The organism is Paraburkholderia silviterrae, from assembly GCF_004353915.1.
Taxonomy (GTDB): Bacteria; Pseudomonadota; Gammaproteobacteria; order Burkholderiales; family Burkholderiaceae; genus Paraburkholderia; species Paraburkholderia silviterrae.
Genome location: NZ_SMRP01000005.1, coordinates 220,147 through 239,933 on the forward strand (window position 1 = coordinate 220,147; position 19,787 = coordinate 239,933).

At 64.5% G+C, this 19,787-nt stretch carries 13 protein-coding genes and 1 tRNA gene; 7 read left to right on the plus strand and 7 right to left on the minus strand.

Translation table 11 applies throughout. The features are described from left to right. Positions 1 to 39 precede the first annotated feature (39 nt). Positions 40 to 2,736 carry a pyruvate dehydrogenase (acetyl-transferring), homodimeric type gene (aceE, locus tag EYW47_RS13285; RefSeq protein WP_133195295.1) on the minus strand — a complete coding sequence of 899 codons (2,697 nt, stop codon included), beginning with the start codon at positions 2,734 to 2,736 and terminating at the stop codon, positions 40 to 42. Positions 2,737 to 3,032: 296 nt separating this feature from the next. Between aceE and fixL the strand changes: the two genes are divergently transcribed. The 4 genes from fixL (at position 3,033) to EYW47_RS13305 (ending at position 9,731) form a co-directional block, all read left to right on the plus strand. After that, entirely contained in the window at positions 3,033 to 5,549 is a 2,517-nt protein-coding gene (gene fixL / locus EYW47_RS13290) for an oxygen sensor histidine kinase FixL (RefSeq protein ID WP_133195296.1), read from the plus strand. After that, complete coding sequence (fixJ, locus tag EYW47_RS13295; protein WP_133195297.1) at positions 5,546 to 6,199, plus strand: oxygen response regulator transcription factor FixJ; 654 nt, start codon at positions 5,546 to 5,548, stop codon at positions 6,197 to 6,199. The genes fixL and fixJ overlap by 4 nt, the downstream gene beginning before the upstream one ends. 289 nt (positions 6,200 to 6,488) lie before the next feature. After that, on the plus strand, positions 6,489 to 7,343 hold the full coding sequence (folD, locus tag EYW47_RS13300; RefSeq protein WP_133195298.1) for a bifunctional methylenetetrahydrofolate dehydrogenase/methenyltetrahydrofolate cyclohydrolase FolD: 855 nt from the start codon (positions 6,489 to 6,491) through the stop codon (positions 7,341 to 7,343). Between the two features lie 288 nt (positions 7,344 to 7,631). After that, on the plus strand, positions 7,632 to 9,731 hold the full coding sequence (locus tag EYW47_RS13305; protein WP_133195299.1) for a M3 family metallopeptidase: 2,100 nt from the start codon (positions 7,632 to 7,634) through the stop codon (positions 9,729 to 9,731). Between the two features lie 108 nt (positions 9,732 to 9,839). On the opposite strand, the gene EYW47_RS13310 is transcribed toward EYW47_RS13305, so the two are convergent. Both EYW47_RS13310 and dinB read right to left on the minus strand, forming a co-directional pair. Further along, on the minus strand, positions 9,840 to 11,126 hold the full coding sequence (locus tag EYW47_RS13310) for an amidohydrolase family protein (RefSeq protein WP_133195300.1): 1,287 nt from the start codon (positions 11,124 to 11,126) through the stop codon (positions 9,840 to 9,842). 207 nt (positions 11,127 to 11,333) lie between these two features. Continuing rightward, entirely contained in the window at positions 11,334 to 12,521 is a 1,188-nt protein-coding gene (gene dinB / locus EYW47_RS13315; protein WP_133195301.1) for a DNA polymerase IV, read from the minus strand. 134 nt (positions 12,522 to 12,655) lie between these two features. On the opposite strand from dinB, the gene EYW47_RS13320 reads away from it, so the two are divergent. Next, positions 12,656 to 13,360: an aspartate/glutamate racemase family protein gene (locus tag EYW47_RS13320; protein WP_133195302.1), complete on the plus strand. Its 705-nt coding sequence runs from the start codon at positions 12,656 to 12,658 to the stop codon at positions 13,358 to 13,360. A gap of 10 nt (positions 13,361 to 13,370) precedes the next feature. Here EYW47_RS13320 and EYW47_RS13325 read toward each other — a convergent pair whose 3' ends face one another. The 3 genes from EYW47_RS13325 to EYW47_RS13335 all read right to left on the minus strand — a co-directional run bounded on the left by EYW47_RS13325 (position 13,371) and on the right by EYW47_RS13335 (position 16,706). Continuing rightward, positions 13,371 to 15,530 (minus strand): site-specific recombinase, encoded by a 2,160-nt coding sequence (locus EYW47_RS13325; protein ID WP_165976548.1) that lies wholly within the window; start codon positions 15,528 to 15,530, stop codon positions 13,371 to 13,373. 370 nt (positions 15,531 to 15,900) lie between these two features. Then, a tRNA-Met gene (locus EYW47_RS13330) sits at positions 15,901 to 15,977 on the minus strand. Positions 15,978 to 16,160: 183 nt separating this feature from the next. Further along, the gene (locus EYW47_RS13335) at positions 16,161 to 16,706 is read right to left on the minus strand and encodes a PadR family transcriptional regulator (RefSeq protein WP_133195304.1); all 546 of its coding nucleotides are present in this window, start codon (positions 16,704 to 16,706) and stop codon (positions 16,161 to 16,163) included. 264 nt (positions 16,707 to 16,970) lie between these two features. Here EYW47_RS13335 and EYW47_RS13340 point away from each other — a divergent pair, with 264 nt between their 5' ends. Then, positions 16,971 to 17,957 (plus strand): NAD(P)H-dependent flavin oxidoreductase, encoded by a 987-nt coding sequence (locus EYW47_RS13340; RefSeq protein ID WP_133195305.1) that lies wholly within the window; start codon positions 16,971 to 16,973, stop codon positions 17,955 to 17,957. Positions 17,958 to 18,063: 106 nt separating this feature from the next. Here the strand turns inward: EYW47_RS13340 and EYW47_RS13345 are convergent, their stop codons facing one another. Beyond that, complete coding sequence (locus EYW47_RS13345; protein ID WP_133195306.1) at positions 18,064 to 18,693, minus strand: 2-hydroxychromene-2-carboxylate isomerase; 630 nt, start codon at positions 18,691 to 18,693, stop codon at positions 18,064 to 18,066. Positions 18,694 to 18,962: 269 nt separating this feature from the next. Between EYW47_RS13345 and xth the strand changes: the two genes are divergently transcribed. Then, positions 18,963 to 19,748: an exodeoxyribonuclease III gene (xth, locus tag EYW47_RS13350; RefSeq protein ID WP_133195307.1), complete on the plus strand. Its 786-nt coding sequence runs from the start codon at positions 18,963 to 18,965 to the stop codon at positions 19,746 to 19,748. Positions 19,749 to 19,787: the final 39 nt, after the last annotated feature.

A 19,787-nucleotide genomic window follows, 5' to 3' on the forward strand; every position in this document is an offset into this window, starting at 1 on the left:
TCGGGGAGGCGCTCATGCCATGCACAGGGGGATGATGCGTTAGACGGTCATCGGGTTGGGTTTGGACGGGTCGAGCTTGTACTTCGCAATGGCGTCAGCCACCACCTTGCGCTCGATCTTGCCTTCGTCCGCGAGCGCGCCCAGCGCCGCGACCGTCGTCCAGTAACGATCGACCTCGAAGAAGTGACGCAGGTTTTCACGCGTGTCCGAGCGGCCGAAACCGTCGGTGCCGAGCACCACGAACTTGCGCGGAACGAGGCCGCGGATCTGGTCGACGAGTGCGCGCACATAGTCGGTCGATGCGATGACCGGACCTTCCGTGCCCTTGAGCAGCTTCTCGACGTGCGACTCGCGACGCGGCTCGCTCGGGTGCAGCAGGTTCCAGCGCTCGACTTCGTGGCCTTCGCGGGCCAGTTCCGTGAAGCTCGGCACGCTCCAGAGGTCGGCTTCGACGCCCCAGTCGTTCTTGAGCAGGTCGGCGGCGGCGATCACTTCATTGAAGATCGTGCCCGCGCCCATCAGCTGCACGCGCGGGCCCTTGGCCTTCGCGTCGCCCTTCTTGAACGAGTACATGCCCTTGAGGATGTCCGCGGCCACGTGCTCGCCCTGCGGGATCGCCGGATGCTCGTAGTTCTCGTTCATCACGGTGATGTAATAGAACACGTCTTCCTGATCCTGCACCATGCGGCGCAGGCCGTCCTGCATGATCACGGCCAGTTCGTAGCCGAAGGTCGGGTCATAGGTGACGCAGTTCGGCACCGAAGCGGCCCACAGGAGCGAGTGGCCGTCTTCGTGCTGCAGACCTTCGCCGTTGAGCGTCGTGCGGCCAGCGGTGCCGCCCAGCAGGAAGCCGCGCGAGCGCATGTCGCCTGCCGCCCACACGAGGTCGCCGATCCGCTGGAGGCCGAACATCGAGTAGAAGATGTAGAACGGCACCATGATCTCGCCGTGCGTCGAGTACGACGTCGCGGCTGCGATCCAGTCGCACATGCCGCCGGCTTCGTTGATGCCTTCCTGCAGGATCTGGCCGGTCTGCGATTCCTTGTAGAACATCAGCTGGTCGGAGTCTTCCGGCACGTACTTCTGGCCTTCCTGATTCCAGATACCGATCTGGCGGAAGAGGCCTTCCATGCCGAAGGTACGCGACTCGTCCGGCACGATCGGCACGACGCGCTTGCCGAGCGCCTTGTCCTTGAGCAGGATGTTCAGGATCCGCACGAACGCCATGGTCGTGGAGATCTCGCGGCCCTCGCCCGTGCCCTTGAGCAGCGGGTCGAACGCCTCGAGCGCCGGCACCGGCAGCGACTCGGCCTTCTGGCGGCGAGCCGGCAGATAACCGCCGAGGTCCATGCGCTTCTGGCGCATGTACTCGAGTTCCTTCGAGCCTTCCTCGAACTTCAGATACGGCACGTCGACGATCTGCTCGTCCGTGATCGGCAGGCGGAACTGGTCGCGGAACTTCTTGAGCTGATCCACCTGCATCTTCTTCTGCTGGTGGGTGATGTTCATGGCCTGGCCGGCCTCGCCCATGCCGTAGCCCTTGATCGTCTTCGCGAGAATCAGGGTCGGCTGGCCCTTCGCGTGCTGGGCCTGATGGAATGCCGCGTAGATCTTGTGCGGGTCGTGGCCGCCGCGGTTCAGGTTCCAGATGTCGTCGTCGGACCAGTCGGCGACCAGCGCCTTCAGCTCAGGCGTGTTGAAGAAGTGCTCGCGCACGAAGGCGCCCGACTCCGACTTGTAGGTCTGGTATTCGCCGTCCACCACATCCATCATGCGGCGCATCAGCGCGCCCGTCTTGTCGCGCGCGAACAGCGCGTCCCAGCGGCTGCCCCAGATGACCTTGATGACATTCCAGCCGGCGCCACGGAACTCGCTTTCGAGCTCCTGGATGATCTTGCCGTTGCCGCGCACCGGGCCGTCCAGGCGCTGCAGGTTGCAGTTGATGACGAACACGAGGTTGTCCAGGTGCTCGCGGCCGGCCATGCCGATCGCGCCGAGCGATTCCGGCTCGTCCGTCTCGCCGTCGCCGAGGAAGGCCCAGACCTTGCGGCCCTCGGTCTTGGCAATGCCGCGCGCCTGCATGTACTTCATGAAGCGAGCCTGATAGATCGCCATGATCGGGCCGAGACCCATCGAGACGGTCGGGAACTGCCAGAAGTCCGGCATCAGCCACGGGTGCGGATACGACGAGATGCCCTGGCCGCCCACTTCCTGACGGAAATTGTCGAGCTGGTTTTCCGAGAGGCGGCCGAGCAGGAACGCGCGCGAGTAGACGCCCGGCGACGAGTGGCCCTGCACGAACACGAGGTCGCCGCCATGCTCGGCGGAGGGTGCGTGCCAGAAGTGGTTGTAGCCGACGTCGTAGAGCGTGGCGGCCGACGCGAACGAGGCGATGTGGCCGCCCACGTTGGTGTGCTTGCCCGCGCGCAGGACCATCGCCATGGCGTTCCAGCGCGTGTACGAGCGAATGCGGTGCTCGACGTCCTGGTCGCCGGGGTTCTTGGCCTGGTTGGCGACAGGAATCGTGTTGATGTACGGCGTGTTGGCCGAGAACGGCAGATGCTCGCCATGCACGCGGGCGAACTCGATCTGCTTCTCGATCAAATAGTGTGCGCGATCGGGGCCGACCGTCGAGATAACGCCGTCCAGCGCCTCGAGCCATTCGGCGGTTTCCTGAGGATCTTCGTCCTTTTCGTTGGCAACGTATTTCAGGACTTCGTCGGGTACAGCGGACATACTCGTCTCCTGGATGTAGGGGAACGCTGTTGATCGGACCATGCGGATGGCGACCCTTGCGACGTGACCGGGCCGACCGCAGCAGCTTTGCGGGCGATTGTAATGACCGCCTCTTGCTTCACGCAAGGAATTTTTCGAATCGCGAGATGTAATTTTATAATGTGAAAAATTGCTGCAGTGCACGCTTAATCGTTCGCGCCCCTGCTCCGATATCGGCCAGTTTGCACCTGTTTATCGGCGATTTACCGCTTTTTTCACGGCGTTCCCGACTCTTTCGCTGAGCTACAATCCTTGCCATGTTGACCGAACGGCTTTTCGCACGCTCGGCGCGGCCGCCCGGTTCGCCCGGCGAGTCCTCGCCGTCCCGCTGGCACCACGGACCCTGGTGGTCGAATTCCTATTTGCTGACGCCGCTCCTGTCGATCCTCGTCTTCCTGATCGTCATGAGCTTGATCTTGTGGAGCCTGAACCGCCGCGAGCAGCAGCAGCAGGAAGACACGCTCTATCGCAACGTGGCCTGGGCGCAGCAGCAGATCCGCCTGTCCATGACGGGCGCGCAGGAGCAATTGCAGGCGCTCGCGCGCGACCTGGTCGCAGGCCACGCCGACCCGCAGTACTTTCAGACGTCCACCACGGACATCATGCAGGGTCATCCCGAGATCCTCTATCTGAACTGGTATACGAGCCAGCAGGAGCCTCGCTGGCCCAATACGGCCATGCCGGTGTTCGGCCAGCGCCTTGCCAAGCCCAACGACGCGCAGATGGACGAGGCCGTGAAGGCCGCCTTCGCCGAAGCGCGTTCGTCGCGCCGCCAGGTTTATTCGCCGCTCATTTACGACGACGTGGGCAACGGCTACATCACCTTGCAGACGCCGGTGTACCGCGACCGAGATTTCCTCGGCACGATCGCGGCCGTGTTCTCGGTCGAAGGGATCCTGAAGCACGATATCCCGCCCGAGCTGTCCGCCAAGTACAAGATCTCGATCCTCGACGCCAACAACCGCGAGCTCGCCACCACCTCGACGCGCCCGCGCCTGCCGCACGACGTCTACTACGACCTGCCGCTCGACCCGCCCGGCCAGGGCGTCTCGGTGCGCGTGTACTCGTTCCCGCAGATGACCAACTTCACGAACAATACGCTCGTGTGGCTGGTCGCGGGTCTGTCGTGCTTCGTGCTGTGGAGCCTGTGGAGTCTATGGAAGCATACGCGCCAGCGCTTTGAGGCACAGCAGGCGTTGTACGCGGAAGCGTTCTTCCGGCGCGCGATGGAAAATTCCGTGCTGATCGGCATGCGCGTGCTCGACATGCATGGCCGCATCACGCACGTGAACCCGGCCTTCTGCCGCATGACCGGCTGGGACGAGAGCGATCTGGTGGGCAAGCACGCGCCGTTCCCCTACTGGCCGCGCGACGCCTACCCCGAAATGCAGCGCCAGCTCGACATGACGCTGCGCGGCAAGGCGCCTTCCTCGGGCTTCGAATTGCGCGTGCGCCGCAAGGACGGCTCGCAGTTCCACGCGCGCCTCTATGTCTCGCCGCTCATCGACAGCTCGGGCCGCCAGACCGGCTGGATGTCGTCGATGACCGACATCACCGAGCCCAAGCGCGCGCGCGAAGAGCTCGCCGCCGCGCACGAGCGCTTCACCACCGTGCTCGAGAGCCTGGACGCCGCCGTCTCGGTGCTCGCCGCCGACGAAGCCGAGCTGCTGTTTGCCAACCGCTACTACCGCCACCTCTTCGGCATCCGTCCGGACGGCCATCTGGAGCTGGCCGGCGGCGGCGGCTTCGATTCGGCGGCCGCGTCGTCGGACTCGATCGACATGGTTGACGCCTATGCCGGCCTGCCCGCCACCGCGCTCACCGAAAGCGCCGCCGACGCGCAGGAAGTCTACGTCGAGAGCATCCAGAAGTGGTTCGAGGTGCGCCGCCAGTACATCCAGTGGGTGGATGGCCACCTCGCGCAGATGCAGATCGCGACCGACATCACCACGCGCAAGCAGGCTCAGGAGCTGGCCCGCCAGCAGGATGAGAAGCTGCAGTTCACGAGCCGCCTCATGACGATGGGCGAAATGGCCTCGTCGCTCGCGCACGAGCTGAACCAGCCGCTCGCCGCCATCAACAACTATGCCTCGGGCACCGTCGCGCTCGTGAAATCGGGGCGCGCCGCGCCCGACAACCTCTTGCCCGTGCTCGAAAAGACCGCGCAGCAAGCGGTGCGCGCGGGCATGATCATCAAGCGCATCCGCGAGTTCGTGAAGCGCAGCGAGCCCAAGCGCCAGGCCACGCGCGTGGCCGATATCGTTGCCGACGCGGTGGGCCTCGCCGAGATCGAGGCGAGGAAGCGCCGCATCCGCATCGTGACCGACATGCGCTCGCGCATGCCCGTGATCTACGTCGATCCGGTGCTCATCGAGCAGGTGCTCGTCAATTTGCTGAAGAACGGCGCCGAAGCCATGGCCGACGCGCGCCCGAATCTGGTCGACCCCGTGATCCGCGTGATCGTGAAGCGCGAAGGCGGCAACGTCTGCATCAGCGTCGTGGACCAGGGCCCCGGCGTGGACGAAGCCACCGCCGAGCGCCTCTTCGAACCTTTCTACAGCACCAAGTCCGATGGCATGGGCATGGGGCTGAATATTTGCCGCTCGATCATCGAATCGCATCGCGGGCGCCTCTGGGTGGTCAACAACGTCGAATCAGACGGCCATATCAGCGGTGCCACGTTCCATTGCAGTCTGCCCATCGGCGAATCGGATCATCCCTCGCGCGACGGATCCGACGAACCGACTCCACAAACCGTTACGGGAGAGCCATGAACAGCCCAGTCACCACTCAGGAAACCGTCTTTGTTGTCGACGACGATGAGGCCGTAAGAGATTCCCTGCGCTGGCTGCTTGAAGCGAATGGCTACCGCGTGCAGTGCTTCACGAGCGCGGAAGAATTCCTCGAGGGATACCAGCCGGCGCAGCAAGCCGGACAAATCGCCTGTCTGATTCTGGACGTGCGCATGCAGGGCATGAGCGGACTCGAGCTGCAGGAGCGCCTGATCGCCGAAAACGCCTCGCTGCCGATCATCTTCGTGACCGGTCACGGCGACGTGCCGATGGCCGTCTCCACCATGAAGAAGGGCGCGATGGACTTCATCGAGAAGCCCTTCGACGAAGCCGAATTGCGCAAGCTCGTCGAGCGCATGCTCGACAAGGCCCGCAGCGAAAGCACCAATGTGCAGCAGCAGCGCGCCGCCGCCGAGCGCCTCGGCAAGCTCACGGCACGCGAGCATCAGGTGCTCGAGCGCATCATCGCGGGCCGCCTGAACAAGCAAATCGCCGACGATCTGGGCATCAGCATCAAGACCGTGGAAGCGCACCGCGCGAACATCATGGAGAAGCTGAACGTGAATACGGTCGCCGACCTGCTGCGCCTCGCGCTCTCCAACAAGCCGCAACAGGCGCAGCAGCCACAGTAACGCTGCCTGCCAGCGCGGGCCGGCACGAAAGGGAACGGCGCATCACGGTGTACTTGCGCGGCGCATGACGCCGCGCAGCGCCTTCCCTACCACATTCCCACCGCTTCTTCCTGCCTCGTCCGGCCGGCGTTTCGCCTGGCCGCGACAGTTCACGCGCGCCGCGCGGGTATAATGTCGGCCTTCGCAGCCGGCGCCCGCTTCAACGAATAGTCCCGACGCACGAGCGACGGTCTGCCCGCCGCGCTCCGGCATGCATGCCCGCATCGCCCACACTCGAACTCGACCGACCATGACAGCCACCCTCATCGACGGCCTCGCCCTCTCCAAGAAACTGCGCGCCGACGTCGCCACGCGCGCCGCCGCCCTCACCGCCCGCGGCCATCAGCCAGGCCTCGCGGTCGTGCTGGTCGGCGACAATCCGGCGAGCGAAGTCTATGTGCGCAACAAGGTGAAGGCCTGCGAGGACAACGGCCTCTATTCGTCGTATGACCGCTATGCCGAGTCGCTCTCCGAAGCCGCTCTGCTCAAGCGCATCGACGAGCTGAACCGCGATCCGAAGATTCACGGCATCCTCGTGCAGTTGCCGCTGCCCAGGCACATCGACAGCCACAAGGTGCTCGAGGCCATCGCGCCGGAAAAAGACGTGGACGGCTTTCACGTGGCCAACGCCGGCGCGCTCATGACGGGCCAGCCGCTGTTCCGCCCCTGCACGCCCTATGGCGTGATGAAGATGTTCGAGGAATACAAGATCCCGCTCGAGGGCGCGAACGCCGTGGTGATCGGCCGCTCGAACATCGTCGGCAAGCCGATGGCGCTCCTGCTGCTCGAAAAGGGCGCCACGGTCACGATCTGCCACAGCAAGACGCGCGACCTCGCGAAGCACACGCGCGAGGCGGATATCGTGGTGGCCGCCGTGGGCAAGCGCAACGTGCTGAGCGCCGACATGATCAAGCCGGGCGCGACCGTGATCGACGTGGGCATGAATCGCGACGACAACGGCAAGCTGTGCGGCGACGTCGATTTCGCGGGCCTGAAGGAAGTGGCCGGCTTCATCACGCCGGTGCCGGGCGGCGTGGGACCGATGACCATCACGATGCTGCTCGTCAACACGATCGAGGCGGCGGAGCGCGCGGCCGGTATCTGAACGCGCAACAACCCAGGCCGGCACAATCCGGCACACTCGCGAAGCCATCGCAAAGCGGCTCGACGCCAAAAGCGCGGGCCGTTTTTTTTCGCCCGCGCATGGGCGACGCGCATGCCGGTACGCCCCGATTGCGCCGCCACGGCCGGACTTCTGTTAATTTGCTCGGATGCACCGGTTGGAAAGTGCGCACCGCGCCCCAATAACCGGAATATCGGGGTGCGCGCAGGTGCGCGGCGCCCCGGCTCACCTCACAGCGAATCAACCGCGACAGAAGGAACAGGACGCATCATGGCAACTACTCCCTCCGACAATCCGCTGCTCGATTTCACCGGCCTGCCGCGCTTCGGCGAGATCCGTCCCGAACACGTGACGCCCGCGCTCGACGTACTGCTCGCGAACGCGAATGCCGCAGTCGATCGCGCCGCCCAGCCGATGACGCCCTCGCAGTGGAGCGACGTGGTCGAGCCGCTCGAGCGCGCCAGCGAGCCGCTCTCGCGCGCCTGGGGCGTGATCGGCCACTTGAACGCCGTTGCCGACACACCGGAGCTGCGCGCCGTCTACGGCGAGAACCTGCCGCGCGTGACCGAGTTCTGGTCGAGCGTCGGTCAGAATCTCGCGCTCTACAAGAAGTACAAGGCCATCACGAACCACAACTCGTTCGAGCTGCTCTCGGGCGAGCGCAAGAAGATTCTCGACAACGCGCTGCGCGACTTCCGCCTGTCCGGCGCGGAGCTGCCCGAAGACCAGAAGCCGCGTTTCGCCGAATTGCAGGAGCGCCAGGCCGCGCTCTCGAAGGCGTTCTCCGACCACGTGCTCGATGCCACCAACGCCTACGCGTTCTACGCCACGAACGAAAGCGAGCTCGCTGGCCTGCCCGCCGACGTGATCGCCGCCGCGCGCGAAGCCGCCGAGCGCGAGAGCAAGGAAGGCTGGAAGTTCACGCTGCACTTCCCCTCGTATTTCCCGGTGCTGCAATACTCGGAAAACCGCAAGATGCGCGAAACGATGTATCGCGCCTACGTCACGCGCGCGTCGGAGCTGGGGCCCGAATACGGCGGCGGCAAGCCCGATTGGGACAACACGGGAATCGTCGACGACGAGCTCGAGCTGCGCACCGAAGAAGCGAAGATGCTCGGCTACAACAACTTCGCCGAAGTCTCGCTCACGCCGAAGATGGCCGAGTCGCCCGCGCAGGTCATGAGCTTCCTCGAAGACCTCGCCACGCGCGCGCGCCCGCACGCCGAAAAAGACTGGCAGGAGCTGCGCGAATTCGCCGCCAGCGAGCTCGGCCTCACGCAGATCGAGCCGTGGGACATGGCCTTCGCGGCGGAGCGCCTGCGCCAGAAGCGCTACTCGTTCTCGGAGAACGAGGTCAAGCAATACTTCCCCGAAGACTTCGTGCTCAAGGGCCTATTCAAGGTCACCGAGGCGCTCTTCGGCGTGCGCATCCGCGACGATCAGGCGGCCGTCTGGCATCCGGACGTACGCTTCTTCCGCGTCGAGAACGCGGACGGCACGCTGGTCGCGCAGTTCTATCTCGACCTCTACGCACGCGAGGGCAAGCGCGGCGGCGCATGGATGGACGACGCGCGCTCGCGCCGCAAGCTCGAGGCCAACGGCGTGCAGACGCCGGTCGCCTATCTCACCTGCAACTTTTCGGCGCCGGTGGGCGGGCGTCCCGCGTGCTTCACGCATGACGAAGTCATCACGCTGTTCCACGAGTTCGGCCACGGCCTGCACCACATGCTCACGCGTGTGGACGAGCTTTCGGTCTCGGGCATCAACGGCGTGGAGTGGGACGCAGTCGAGCTGCCCTCGCAGTTCATGGAGAACTTCTGCTGGGAGTGGGACGTCCTCACGGAGATGACTTCGCACGTCGACACGGGCAAGCCGCTGCCGCGCGAGCTCTTCGACAAGATGCTCGCCGCGAAGAACTTCCAGAGCGGTCTGGGCACGCTGCGCCAGATCGTGTTCTCGATGTTCGACATGGCGCTGCACGTGGACTTCGACGCCTCGAAGGGCAAGACCGTGAACGAGCTCGCGCGCGAGATGAACGCGCGCTATCACGTCATTCCGCAAGCGCCGTTCTCGCGCTGGCCGAACACGTTCAGCCATATCTTCGCGGGCGGCTACGCGGCCGGTTACTACAGCTACAAGTGGGCCGAAGTGCTTTCCGCCGACGCCTATGCGGCGTTCGAAGAAGCAGCGCAAGCCGCCAAGTCGAGCGTGCTCGACGCGGCCACGGGCACGCGCTATCGCCAGGAGATTCTGGAAGTGGGCGGCAGCCGCCCGGCGATGGAATCGTTCAAGGCGTTCCGCGGACGCGAGCCGAGCATCGATGCGCTGCTGCGCCATAACGGCATGGAGCAGCCGCCGGCGCAGCACTAAGCGCATTTGCGGCATCTGCGCTCGGTCACGAAGAACCGCGCACGGGAATCTGTCCCGTGCGCGGTTTTTTTTCGCCCGCTGTTTATCGTCTGCCGTTCAGTGAATCGGCTAGCGGCTCAGCTTGAAATCGACGCTCCCGGGCCGCCCTTCGAGCGCAAGCGTTGCGCGCTGCGCGGGTTGACGGCTCACCACCCTGCCCCGGCTGACCACGGCAAGACGCGCCGCGCGCAGGCGGATGGCCTCGACGGAATCGCGTGCGTCGAGCACCACGAGGTTCGCCGCACTGCCCGGCGCGATGCCATAGCCGTCGAGGCCGAGAATCTTCGCCGGATTGACCGTGACTGCATCGAAGCATGCCCGCGACGCCTCCACGCCCGTCATCTGCGCGACGTGCAGCCCCATCTGCGCGACTTCGAGCATGTCGCCCGAGCCGAAGCTGTACCAGGGATCCATCACGCAGTCGTGGCCGAACGCGACGTTGATGCCGGCCGCCATCAGCTCGGGCACGCGCGTCATGCCGCGCCGCTTGGGATAGGTGTCGGAACGGCCCTGCAGCGTGATGTTGATGAGCGGATTCGCGATCGCCGCCACGCCCGACTCGCGCATCAGCGGGATCAGCTTGCTCACGTAGTAGTTGTCCATCGAGTGCATCGACGTGAGATGCGAACCCGTCACGCGGCCATGCAACCCGAGGCGATTCGTTTGCGCGGCGAGCGTCTCGATGTGGCGCGAGAGCGGATCGTCGGACTCGTCGCAATGCATGTCGACGCGCAGGCCCTTTTCCGCCGCGAACTCGCAGAGCAGCCGCACCGACTCCGCCCCGTCGGCCATGGTGCGCTCGAAATGCGGGATGCCGCCCACCACGTCCACACCCAGGGCGATGGCGCGCTTGAGATTGTCGAACGCGCCGGGGCTGCGCAAGAGACCGTCTTGCGGAAAGGCCACGAGTTGCAGGTCGAGATACGGCGCCACGCGGCGCTTCACTTCGAGCAACGCTTCGACGGCGAGCAAACGCGCGTCGCAAACATCGACGTGCGAGCGGATCGCCAGCAGCCCGCGCGCGACGGCCCAGTCGCAGTACTGCAGCGCGCGCTCGACGAGCGCTTCCTGCGTGAGGTGCGGCTTGAGCTCGCCCCACAGCGCTATACCCTCCAGCAGCGTGCCCGACGCGTTCACGCGCGGCAGGCCCCAGGACAGCGTGGCGTCCATGTGAAAGTGAGCGTCGACGAAAGGCGCACTGACGAGCGCACCGGCCGCGTCGATCTCCTCGCGCGCCTGCGTCGCGAGATGCGGCTCGACGGTGGCAATGCGCCCCGCCTCGATGCCGATATCGACCATGGGATGCCCGGCGGGATGCGCATGTGCGAGCACGGCGCGGCGAATGATCAGGTCCATGGGTGGCTCCTCGATGGCGTCTTCGTGTCTCGATAATTGACGTTGCGCGTCCTGGCGTTGCGCCGCGATTGCACCGCGATTGCGCCTTGATTCTATCGGCGCATGAAATGGCCTGCCAGTACGAAGCCCCCGCGCGAAGCCGCCCGCGCAGCGCAAGCGGCGACCGAACACGTATCACGCACGAATCGCACGCTGATCGCGCGCGCGTCACGCCCCGGCTACGCGGTCGTCGTCCTCGGGATCGTCGTCGAATAGCGCGAACTGGCCGCGCAGCGCGGGATTGTCCTCTTCGAGCCGCACGCCCGCGCCCAGCAGCCGCACACCGAGCTTGCGCCGCGCAAGCCCTTTCTCGAGCAGCGCGAGCAGCGTAGTCAGATCGGTGGCATCGGCTACGCACTCGACCGTCGTGCGCTGAAAATTCGCGAAGCGGATCTTCACGAAGAGCTTGCGCACGGCGTGTGCGCACGCTGCGCGCTCGATGCGCACGTCGAGCTGCACGGCAAGGCGCTTGAGCTCCTCGCTGCACGCTTCGAGCGTGAGCAGATCGTTCACATAGGTCGTCTCGACGCTCACCGACTTGCGTTCCTGATCGGCGCGCACGGGCCGGTCGTCGATGCCGCGCGCCAGCTCGTAGAGCCGCTTGCCGAACACGCCAAAATGCCGGTGCAGATCGAACAACGACCATGTGCGCAACTGCGCGCAGGTCGACAGCCCGAGGCTCTCGAGCTTCGCCGCCGTGACCTTGCCCACGCCGTGAATCTTGCGCACGGGCAGCGCCGCGACAAACGCGTCGACCTCGTGCGGACGCACGACGAAGAGCCCATCGGGCTTGTTCCAGTCGGAAGCGATCTTGGCAACGAACTTGTTGGGCGCGACGCCCGCCGACACTGTGACGCCCACAGTCTCACGCACGCGCTCGCGAATCTCGTTCGCGATGAGCGTGGCGCTGCCCTTGCAGCGCGTGGTGCGCGAGACGTCGAGATAGGCCTCGTCGAGCGAGAGCGGCTCCACGTCCGCCGTGTAGTCGCGATAGATCGCCATGATCTGCCGCGAGGCGATGCGGTACTTCTCCATCGCTGTGGGCAGGATCAGCAGCTCGGGGCACTTGCGCATGGCAAGCGCCGACGACATCGCCGAATGCACGCCAAAGCGGCGCGCCTCGTAATTGCAGGTCGCGATCACGCCGCGCTGGTCGGGCCGCCCGCCCACCGCGATTGGACGCCCGCGCAGTGTCGGGTCGTCGCGCATTTCGACCGATGCGTAAAAGCAGTCGCAATCGCAATGGATGATCTTGCGAGCGAAGCCGGCAACCGCCGGCGTTTGAGGCTCGGACGACACCGGCGGCGAGAGATCGGAAGAAGGCGTGTTCAAAGTACTGATACTGTACAAAAACACAGTGCTCTTTTCAAGAAAACTGTCTGCGCCAGCCCGTCTTGCCGTACTGCGGCACACGGGCGGGACCGTATCTGTACAGCGGCGCTGGCATGCCTATACTCGTCCGATCATTTCAACCCTTGGCGGGACGCGCGATGAAGACGATCGGTGTGATTGGCGGGATGAGCTGGGAGTCGTCGGCGGAGTATTACCGGCTGCTGAACCGCTACGCGAAGGCGCGGCTCGGCGGCCATCACAATGCGCGCAGCCTGATGACGACGGTCGATTTCGCCGAAGTGGAAGCCTTGCAACGCGCGGGCGACTGGGACGCGCTCGGCGTGCAGATGGCGCAGGCGGCCGCGCAACTGGAGCGAGGCGGCGCCGATCTCGTGCTGCTGGCGACGAACACGATGCATCGCGTGTGCGCGTCGATCGAGGCGGCGATTTCGATCCCGTTCCTGCATATCGCCGATCCGACCGGCGCGGCGTTGAAGGCGGCAGGCGTGAGCCGTGCCGGCCTGCTCGGCACGCGATACACGATGGAGCAGGACTTCTACGTGGGGCGCCTGCGCGAGCGGCACGCGATCGAGGCCATCGTGCCGAACGATCGCGATCGGGAAAGCGTGCATCGCATCATCTACGATGAACTTTGCCATGGCGTCGTCGAAGACGATTCGCGACGCGTTTATCAGCGCGTGATCGACGATATGAAGATGCGCGGAGCACAGGCGGTCATCCTCGGTTGCACCGAGATCACCTTGCTGATCGGCCCCGCGGATTCGGCTTTGCCGGTGTTCGACACCACCGCGCTGCACGCTCAGGCCGCGGTGGATTGGACCCTGAGCGGCCACGAGGCGTGAAGGTGCCGCTTCAGCCCGGCTCGCCGGGCACATCGCGACGCGTGGCGAGTTGAGACCGTGGCGGAAAAATGAACTCTCTCGGGTGACGGAGCAGACGCCGCAGCACATCGCCGACCAGCCGGCGCGTTTCGGCAAAGGTCACTCTGCGCGCGCGCAGCGCGACCCACATCGCAAGGCTGAAGCTCACGAGCAGGTTGACCGCACCGATCGCCCACGTGCCAGCCATCGCTGTGAGCAGCAGCGTCTGCGGCACCGCAAAATCGAGCGAAACGCTCGCGAAGCCCGAGTAGGTCGACGCGAACGCAACATGCCGGATGTCGAGCGGCACCCCGAACAACACGCCGAGCGCCCATACGCCGCTGAGCATGAAGCCGAATACGAAGTTGCCGATCAGTGCGCCGAGATTGCCTCTCACATAGTTCGCGATGCGCCTCAGGTAGCGCTCGCCGAACAGGCGCCGCGCCCAGCGAACATGCATGATGCGCTCGGGAATGCGCTCGTAGGCACAGACGTTGTCGCAATAGCCGTTGATCTGTCCGGCGAGGAAGAGACAGACACCCGCGATCGCCGCGTAGATGAGCGTGGACGGCTTGAATGCCACCTCGCCCAGCAATTCGGTGGCCCTGGCGGGACTGAGGAAAGGGTGGCCCATCAGCTGCCGGTAAGCGAGTCCCAGCAGCATCGCCACCGGCACGGCAAGCACGACGTTGCCGACGATAGCCGCGGTCTGGCTGCGCATGGTGCGCACGATCAGCGTGACGAGATGGTCGAGGTCGCGGCCCCCTTTGCGGCTACTGTCCTTGATCACCGCGGCGAGCGCGTGCGCGGTCATCGCAGGCTGCTTGGTCGCCACGGTGCCGTGCAGGATATGGATCAGCACGAAGCCAAGGCCGTAGTTCAGGCCGAAGCCGATCGACTCGTTGAGCGGCGTCCAGCCCTGCCCCGCGATCACAAACTTGAATGCCGACATGAAGCCGATGATGACGCCGCCAAGCAGCGCGGAGCGCAGCAGCGCAAAGTAGTCCTTACGGCTTGACGCGATATAGTGCTCGCCGGTATGGCCGGCATTCTCCGTTACCCGCAGGGCGATCAGCTCGACGTTCTGGCGGAAGTAATCGCGCAGATTGTTGCGGCAGCATTCTGCCTGGATCAGTTCGGAGGCCAGCTCCGCGATCATGGGCAGCGCCGCCTCGGTACCGCCCGTCCCGCGCAGGGTATGCACCACGTCGATCAGCAGTTCCGCGCGCGTGAGATGCTGCTTCAGGCGCAACAGATGGAGCGTCAACGAAACGCTGGTGCCGGCATGCGCCGCACGCCTGCGGATCCGGTCGCCGACTTCGCGACATTGGTCGAGTAGCACCGCGAGATGCGCCTTGTCGGCGTCGACCGCGCAGCGGGGGATCGTATCGGCGTCGCCCCCGCAGCGGGGAAACGTATCGGCATCTGCGCAGCACGAGATTGCCGGCACCTGCGCCACATCTGGCGACATCTCGATGCGCGCAATATACGCCAGCATTTCCTGGTTTTGCGCAATGAACGGTGAATGGCCCGACTCGAGCATGGGATCGTGCCGAAGCACTTCGGGTTCGAGGCCGATCGCCGCGATCCGGTACGACAGCACGCGCAGCGCTTCGAGCAACTGGCGCAGCGGCTGCACGGCGCCAGGCGCTTCGCGAACACCGTCTTCACCGGAAGCCTCGTCAAAGCGCAGCGCGCGCAAGAGATCGGTCCATGCATCGACACCGACGTCGCGTACCCACAGATGATCGCTGGCCCGCTTGAAGACCTTGGCGATCACGTCGCGCAACTGCCCAAGATCGAATAGCGCGGGCAGCAGCGTGCTGCGAACGAACCGATGCGTGACTTCGGTGAAAAAGCCGTTATTCGCGAAGACGCCGACATCCGTATAGAGCGACACTTGTCTGCGTTCGGAGAGCAGTCGCCAAAGTGCGCCACGCAGCGCAGTCCGGTAGTCGTCGCGATGTTCGAGTAGAAAGCACAGTGTGTGGATCGCGTGGCGGGCAGCGTCGTTGTTGCGTGCGCGGTGCGGACGCATGCAACTGACCAGATTGTTGAACAACGCGATATCGGGCTCATTGGCCTCGACGAAGCTGTCCAGGACGTTTTCGAGAGCAGAGTGATGATTATGCGGAGCGATGGCTTTCTTCATGGGCTGCGGGGCGACGCAGAGCTGTGAACCGGGTGGGGACGTGACCAGAGAGGCGCGGCATCGGCAGCAAACGACGAGGCCGGCTACAGGAGAAGCATCTGGCGTATGCCGATATGCGCAGAAGGTTAAAGGCATCACGACGGCAGAGAAAGCCGGAAGTCGCCGTGAATTGTCTGCTGTCAACCCGATGACGGCGTGGCTCGAATGCACGCGGCTGCACAACGCCCAAGTGGACGCGCCGATGCGAATGGAAGTACGTGAGGGAGGTCAAATCGCCCGGCAGCAAGGACTGCTGCGAGCAGCGGACAACAAAAAACCCGCTCGAGGCGGGTTCATTGATTCGACGTTTCTACAAACATCTCGCGATGTCTGGTTGCGGGGGTAGGATTTGAACCTACGACCTTCGGGTTATGAGCCCGACGAGCTGCCAGACTGCTCCACCCCGCGTCCGTCAGAGAAAAGAATTATAGGGCGATACATTCATCACGTCAACTACTTTTTCCAATCGTTCGCCTCACTCGCCTGCTTGTCTGCATCGGTGACGTTCAAACAGCAACCGCGCCAGCAACGCGTGTGGACGTGAATCAATTCGGAATCCGAATATATTCACACCGCAACGCTTCTCGCGCCCTACGCATCGCCGCCATTCAAAAGCGGCCGAAGTTCTTCGGCCCATTCGAGCCACGATTCCTGCGTGTGTATCCCGGCCTTGAGAATCGCATATTGCAACTGCTGGCCGCGCGTGAGCGCCGGCGCGCCGAAATCACGCTGCTCGATCGCGCGATAAGTCTCGAGGCGCTCACGCGCGTCATCGATGAGCCGAGGTAGTTCTTCGCCCAGTCCAAGCGGGCCGATGACGGCATCGGCGCGCAGCTTCAGCAAGAACACGTTGCGATCGTCCACGCCCAGTTGCGTTTCGCGCACCCAGCGCTCGACCTCCTCGCGCCCCATCGGCAGCACACGATAGACCTTCTTGCGCGTGGCTGCCGCGTCTGTCGCGCCCTCCTCGACGACGGCGACCCATCCGGCCGCCACCATGCGGCCAAGTTCGCGGTAGATCTGCTGGTGCGTGGCCTGCCAGAAATAGCCGATCGCCCGGTCAAAGCGCCGGGCGAGGTCATAGCCGGAGGACGGCTTTTCCAGCAGGGCAATCAGGATGGCGTGCGGTGTCGACATGGGGCGATTCTAAACCAGGCCCCTGCGATGGCGCCCCGGTTTATCGCCTGCTGAACTTCAATCGATCCGGCACTGAATGCGCGCACTATGCAACCAGTTGCATAGTGCGCGTCAGTTTGCTATGTTTGACCCTGCTGGCCCGCAAGCACGGGCGCGCAACGCGAACAACACGGCAGCGCCCACGCCGGGCCGCCGACTTTCATCAGCTTTGCATGCGATGAGACCCAGCGCTCTACGCCAGGTCCCATCGACAAGGAGATACGCATGGCCCTGCCCGCCGTCCTGCGACGCGGCCTCTCGATTCCCGTCGTCGGCTCGCCGCTTTTCATCATTTCGAACCCCAATCTCGTGATCGCGCAGTGCAAGGCGGGCGTGGTCGGCTCCTTCCCCGCATTGAACGCGCGCCCCGAGCACGTGCTGGGCGAGTGGCTCGACCGCATCACGACCGAGCTCGCCGAATACAACGCGAAGCATCCCGAGCAGCCCGCCGCGCCGTTCGCCGTCAACCAGATCGTCCATAAGTCGAACGACCGCCTGCAGCACGATCTGGGCGTGTGCGCCGAGTACAAGGTGCCTATCGTGATCACGTCGCTGGGTGCGCGCGAGGACGTGAACCAGGCCATTCACGCGTGGGGCGGCATCGTCCTGCACGACGTGATCAACAACACGTTTGCGAAAAAGGCCATCGAAAAAGGCGCGGACGGCCTGATCGCCGTCGCGGCCGGCGCGGGCGGCCATGCGGGCACGCTCTCGCCGTTCGCGCTCATCCACGAGATTCGCGAATGGTTCGACGGCCCGCTGCTGCTCTCGGGCGCGATCGGCAACGGCAACGCGATTCTCGCGGCGCAGGCCGCGGGCGCGGACCTCGCGTATGTCGGCTCGGCCTTCATCGCCACCCATGAGGCCAATGCGGTCGATGCCTACAAGCAGATGATCGTCGAGAGCGGCGCGAGCGATATCGTCTATTCGAATCTCTTCACCGGCGTGCACGGCAACTATCTGCGTTCGAGCATCGTGGCGAGCGGCCTGGATCCCGAAGCGCTGCCGCAATCCGACCCGTCGGCGATGAACTTCGGCTCGACGCGCGTGAAGCCGTGGAAGGACATCTGGGGTGCGGGCCAGGGCATCGGCGCGGTCAAGGACGTCGTGCCCGCAGCCGAGTTGATCGAGCGCCTGAAGCGCGAGTATGAAGCGGCGCGCGAACGCCTCTCCCTGGTGAGCGCGAGCACCGAGGCGACGGCCGTAGCCTGAGCCTCGACGAAGGCAAGCACAGGGGAACGCTGGCCTGCACCGGCGTTCTCCGCACTTGCGCGCGACGCTCACGCGCTTTGCGTGTGACGCGTCGGGCGCGCCTCCATCACGCGGACGCTTTCACGCGCGCAATCTCCTCTTCGACGTCGCGCAAGCGGTCCTTGCCGAAGAACATCTCCTCGCCGACGAAAAAGGTCGGCGCACCGAACGCGCCGCGTTCGTACGCGGCCTGAGTGTTCGCGAGCAACGTGCCCTTGACGTTCGCATCGCCAAGCGCCGCTTCGAAGCGTGCCGCGTCAAGCCCGTCCGCCTCGAGCGTTGCGCGCAATACCTGCGGGTCGTCGAGCTTCAAGCCGTCCTCCCACATGTGCGCGAACATGCGGTCAACGTAACGCTCGAACATCCCCTCGACACCCTCGCGTTGCGCGGCGACGGCGCCGCGCATGAGCTGCAGCGTGTTCACGGGAAAATGCGGATTCATGCGATACGCCGTGAGTCCGTGCTGTTCGACGAAGCGCTGCATCTCCAGCATCATGTACTTGCGCTTGTTCTCGATATGCGCGGTGGTCTCGGCAGGCGACCGGTTGCCGGTCAGCTTGAAGAGTCCGCCGAGCAATATCGGCACGTATTCGAAACGCACGCCCTGGCGCGCTTCGATGGCCGGAATCACCTTGTGGCTCAGGTAAGCATTAGGACTGCCAAAGTCGAAAAGAAACTGGACGTTCACCACGCTCATCGTCGCTCCTCCATGTGTACGCGAAGTGCTTTGACGCATATTCCCCCATGTAGCCTGACGTGTCAGTAACAAAATTACGTGGGGCCAGAGTATGGCGCCATTGACTACGCGCGCTCGCGCAATCGATGGCGCGCGCGATAAGATGGCGCGTGCCTGTCAGCCACCCAGTTTCTACCGGGGCAAAAGAGGGTGGCCTGACTGCCAGCCAGCCCCAAACTTGACGGCTCAATCAGCCGCAAACCCTTGCCCAGCAAGGCTGTGAGAATTTAATGAAAATCGCCACCTGGAACGTCAACTCCCTGAAGGTCCGTCTGCAGCACGTCATCGACTGGCTCGGGCAGAGCAAGGCCGACGTGCTCTGTCTTCAGGAACTCAAGCTCACCGACGACAAGTTCCCGCGCGCCGAACTCGAAGCACAAGGCTATCGCAGCTGGTTCACGGGCCAGAAGACCTATAACGGCGTGGCCATCCTCGTGCGCGAGGGGCTCGCCGTCGATGAGGACACAGTCGTGCGCAACATCCCCGGATTCGAGGACCCGCAGCAGCGCGTGGTCGCCGTCACAGTGGAAGGCGTGCGCATCGTCAGCGCGTACTTCCCCAATGGCCAGGCGCCCGGCTCCGAGAAGTTCGCCTACAAGCTGAACTGGCTCAACGCGCTGCACGACTGGCTCGTCCAGGAGATGCAGCAGCATCCGAAGCTCGCGCTGCTCGGCGACTACAACATCGCGCCGGAAGACCGCGACGTGCACGACCCCAAAGCCTGGGAAGGCCAGAACCTCGTCTCGCCCGAAGAGCGCGCGCAGTTCCAGCGCCTCATCGGGCTCGGCTTCGTTGACGCCTATCGCCAGTTCGAGCAGCCCGAAAAAATGTTCTCGTGGTGGGACTATCGCATGTTCGCGTTCCGCCGCAATGCGGGCCTGCGCATCGACCACATCCTGCTTTCGCCCACGCTCGCGCCCTCGCTCGTGTCGTGCGAGATCGACAAGGTGCCGCGCAAGTGGGAACAGCCGTCGGACCACACGCCGGTCGTGGCCGATCTGAAGATCGCGGGCTGAGCGTCAATCGCACGAGGGCAGACGCAGACGCGCGGCCCC

Bases quoted from the DNA above. Each gene is read 5' to 3' on its own strand.
- fixJ (WP_133195297.1), top strand. From the start codon at position 5,546: ATGAACAGCCCAGTCACCACTCAGGAAACCGTCTTTGTTGTCGACGAC.
- aceE (WP_133195295.1), bottom strand. From the start codon at position 2,736: ATGTCCGCTGTACCCGACGAAGTCCTGAAATACGTTGCCAACGAAAAG.
- EYW47_RS13320 (WP_133195302.1), top strand. From the start codon at position 12,656: ATGAAGACGATCGGTGTGATTGGCGGGATGAGCTGGGAGTCGTCGGCG.
- EYW47_RS13335 (WP_133195304.1), bottom strand. From the start codon at position 16,706: ATGTCGACACCGCACGCCATCCTGATTGCCCTGCTGGAAAAGCCGTCC.
- EYW47_RS13305 (WP_133195299.1), top strand. From the start codon at position 7,632: ATGGCAACTACTCCCTCCGACAATCCGCTGCTCGATTTCACCGGCCTG.
- fixL (WP_133195296.1), top strand. From the start codon at position 3,033: ATGTTGACCGAACGGCTTTTCGCACGCTCGGCGCGGCCGCCCGGTTCG.
- EYW47_RS13325 (WP_165976548.1), bottom strand. From the start codon at position 15,530: ATGAAGAAAGCCATCGCTCCGCATAATCATCACTCTGCTCTCGAAAAC.
- EYW47_RS13345 (WP_133195306.1), bottom strand. From the start codon at position 18,693: ATGAGCGTGGTGAACGTCCAGTTTCTTTTCGACTTTGGCAGTCCTAAT.
- folD (WP_133195298.1), top strand. From the start codon at position 6,489: ATGACAGCCACCCTCATCGACGGCCTCGCCCTCTCCAAGAAACTGCGC.
- xth (WP_133195307.1), top strand. From the start codon at position 18,963: ATGAAAATCGCCACCTGGAACGTCAACTCCCTGAAGGTCCGTCTGCAG.
- EYW47_RS13310 (WP_133195300.1), bottom strand. From the start codon at position 11,126: ATGGACCTGATCATTCGCCGCGCCGTGCTCGCACATGCGCATCCCGCC.
- EYW47_RS13340 (WP_133195305.1), top strand. From the start codon at position 16,971: ATGGCCCTGCCCGCCGTCCTGCGACGCGGCCTCTCGATTCCCGTCGTC.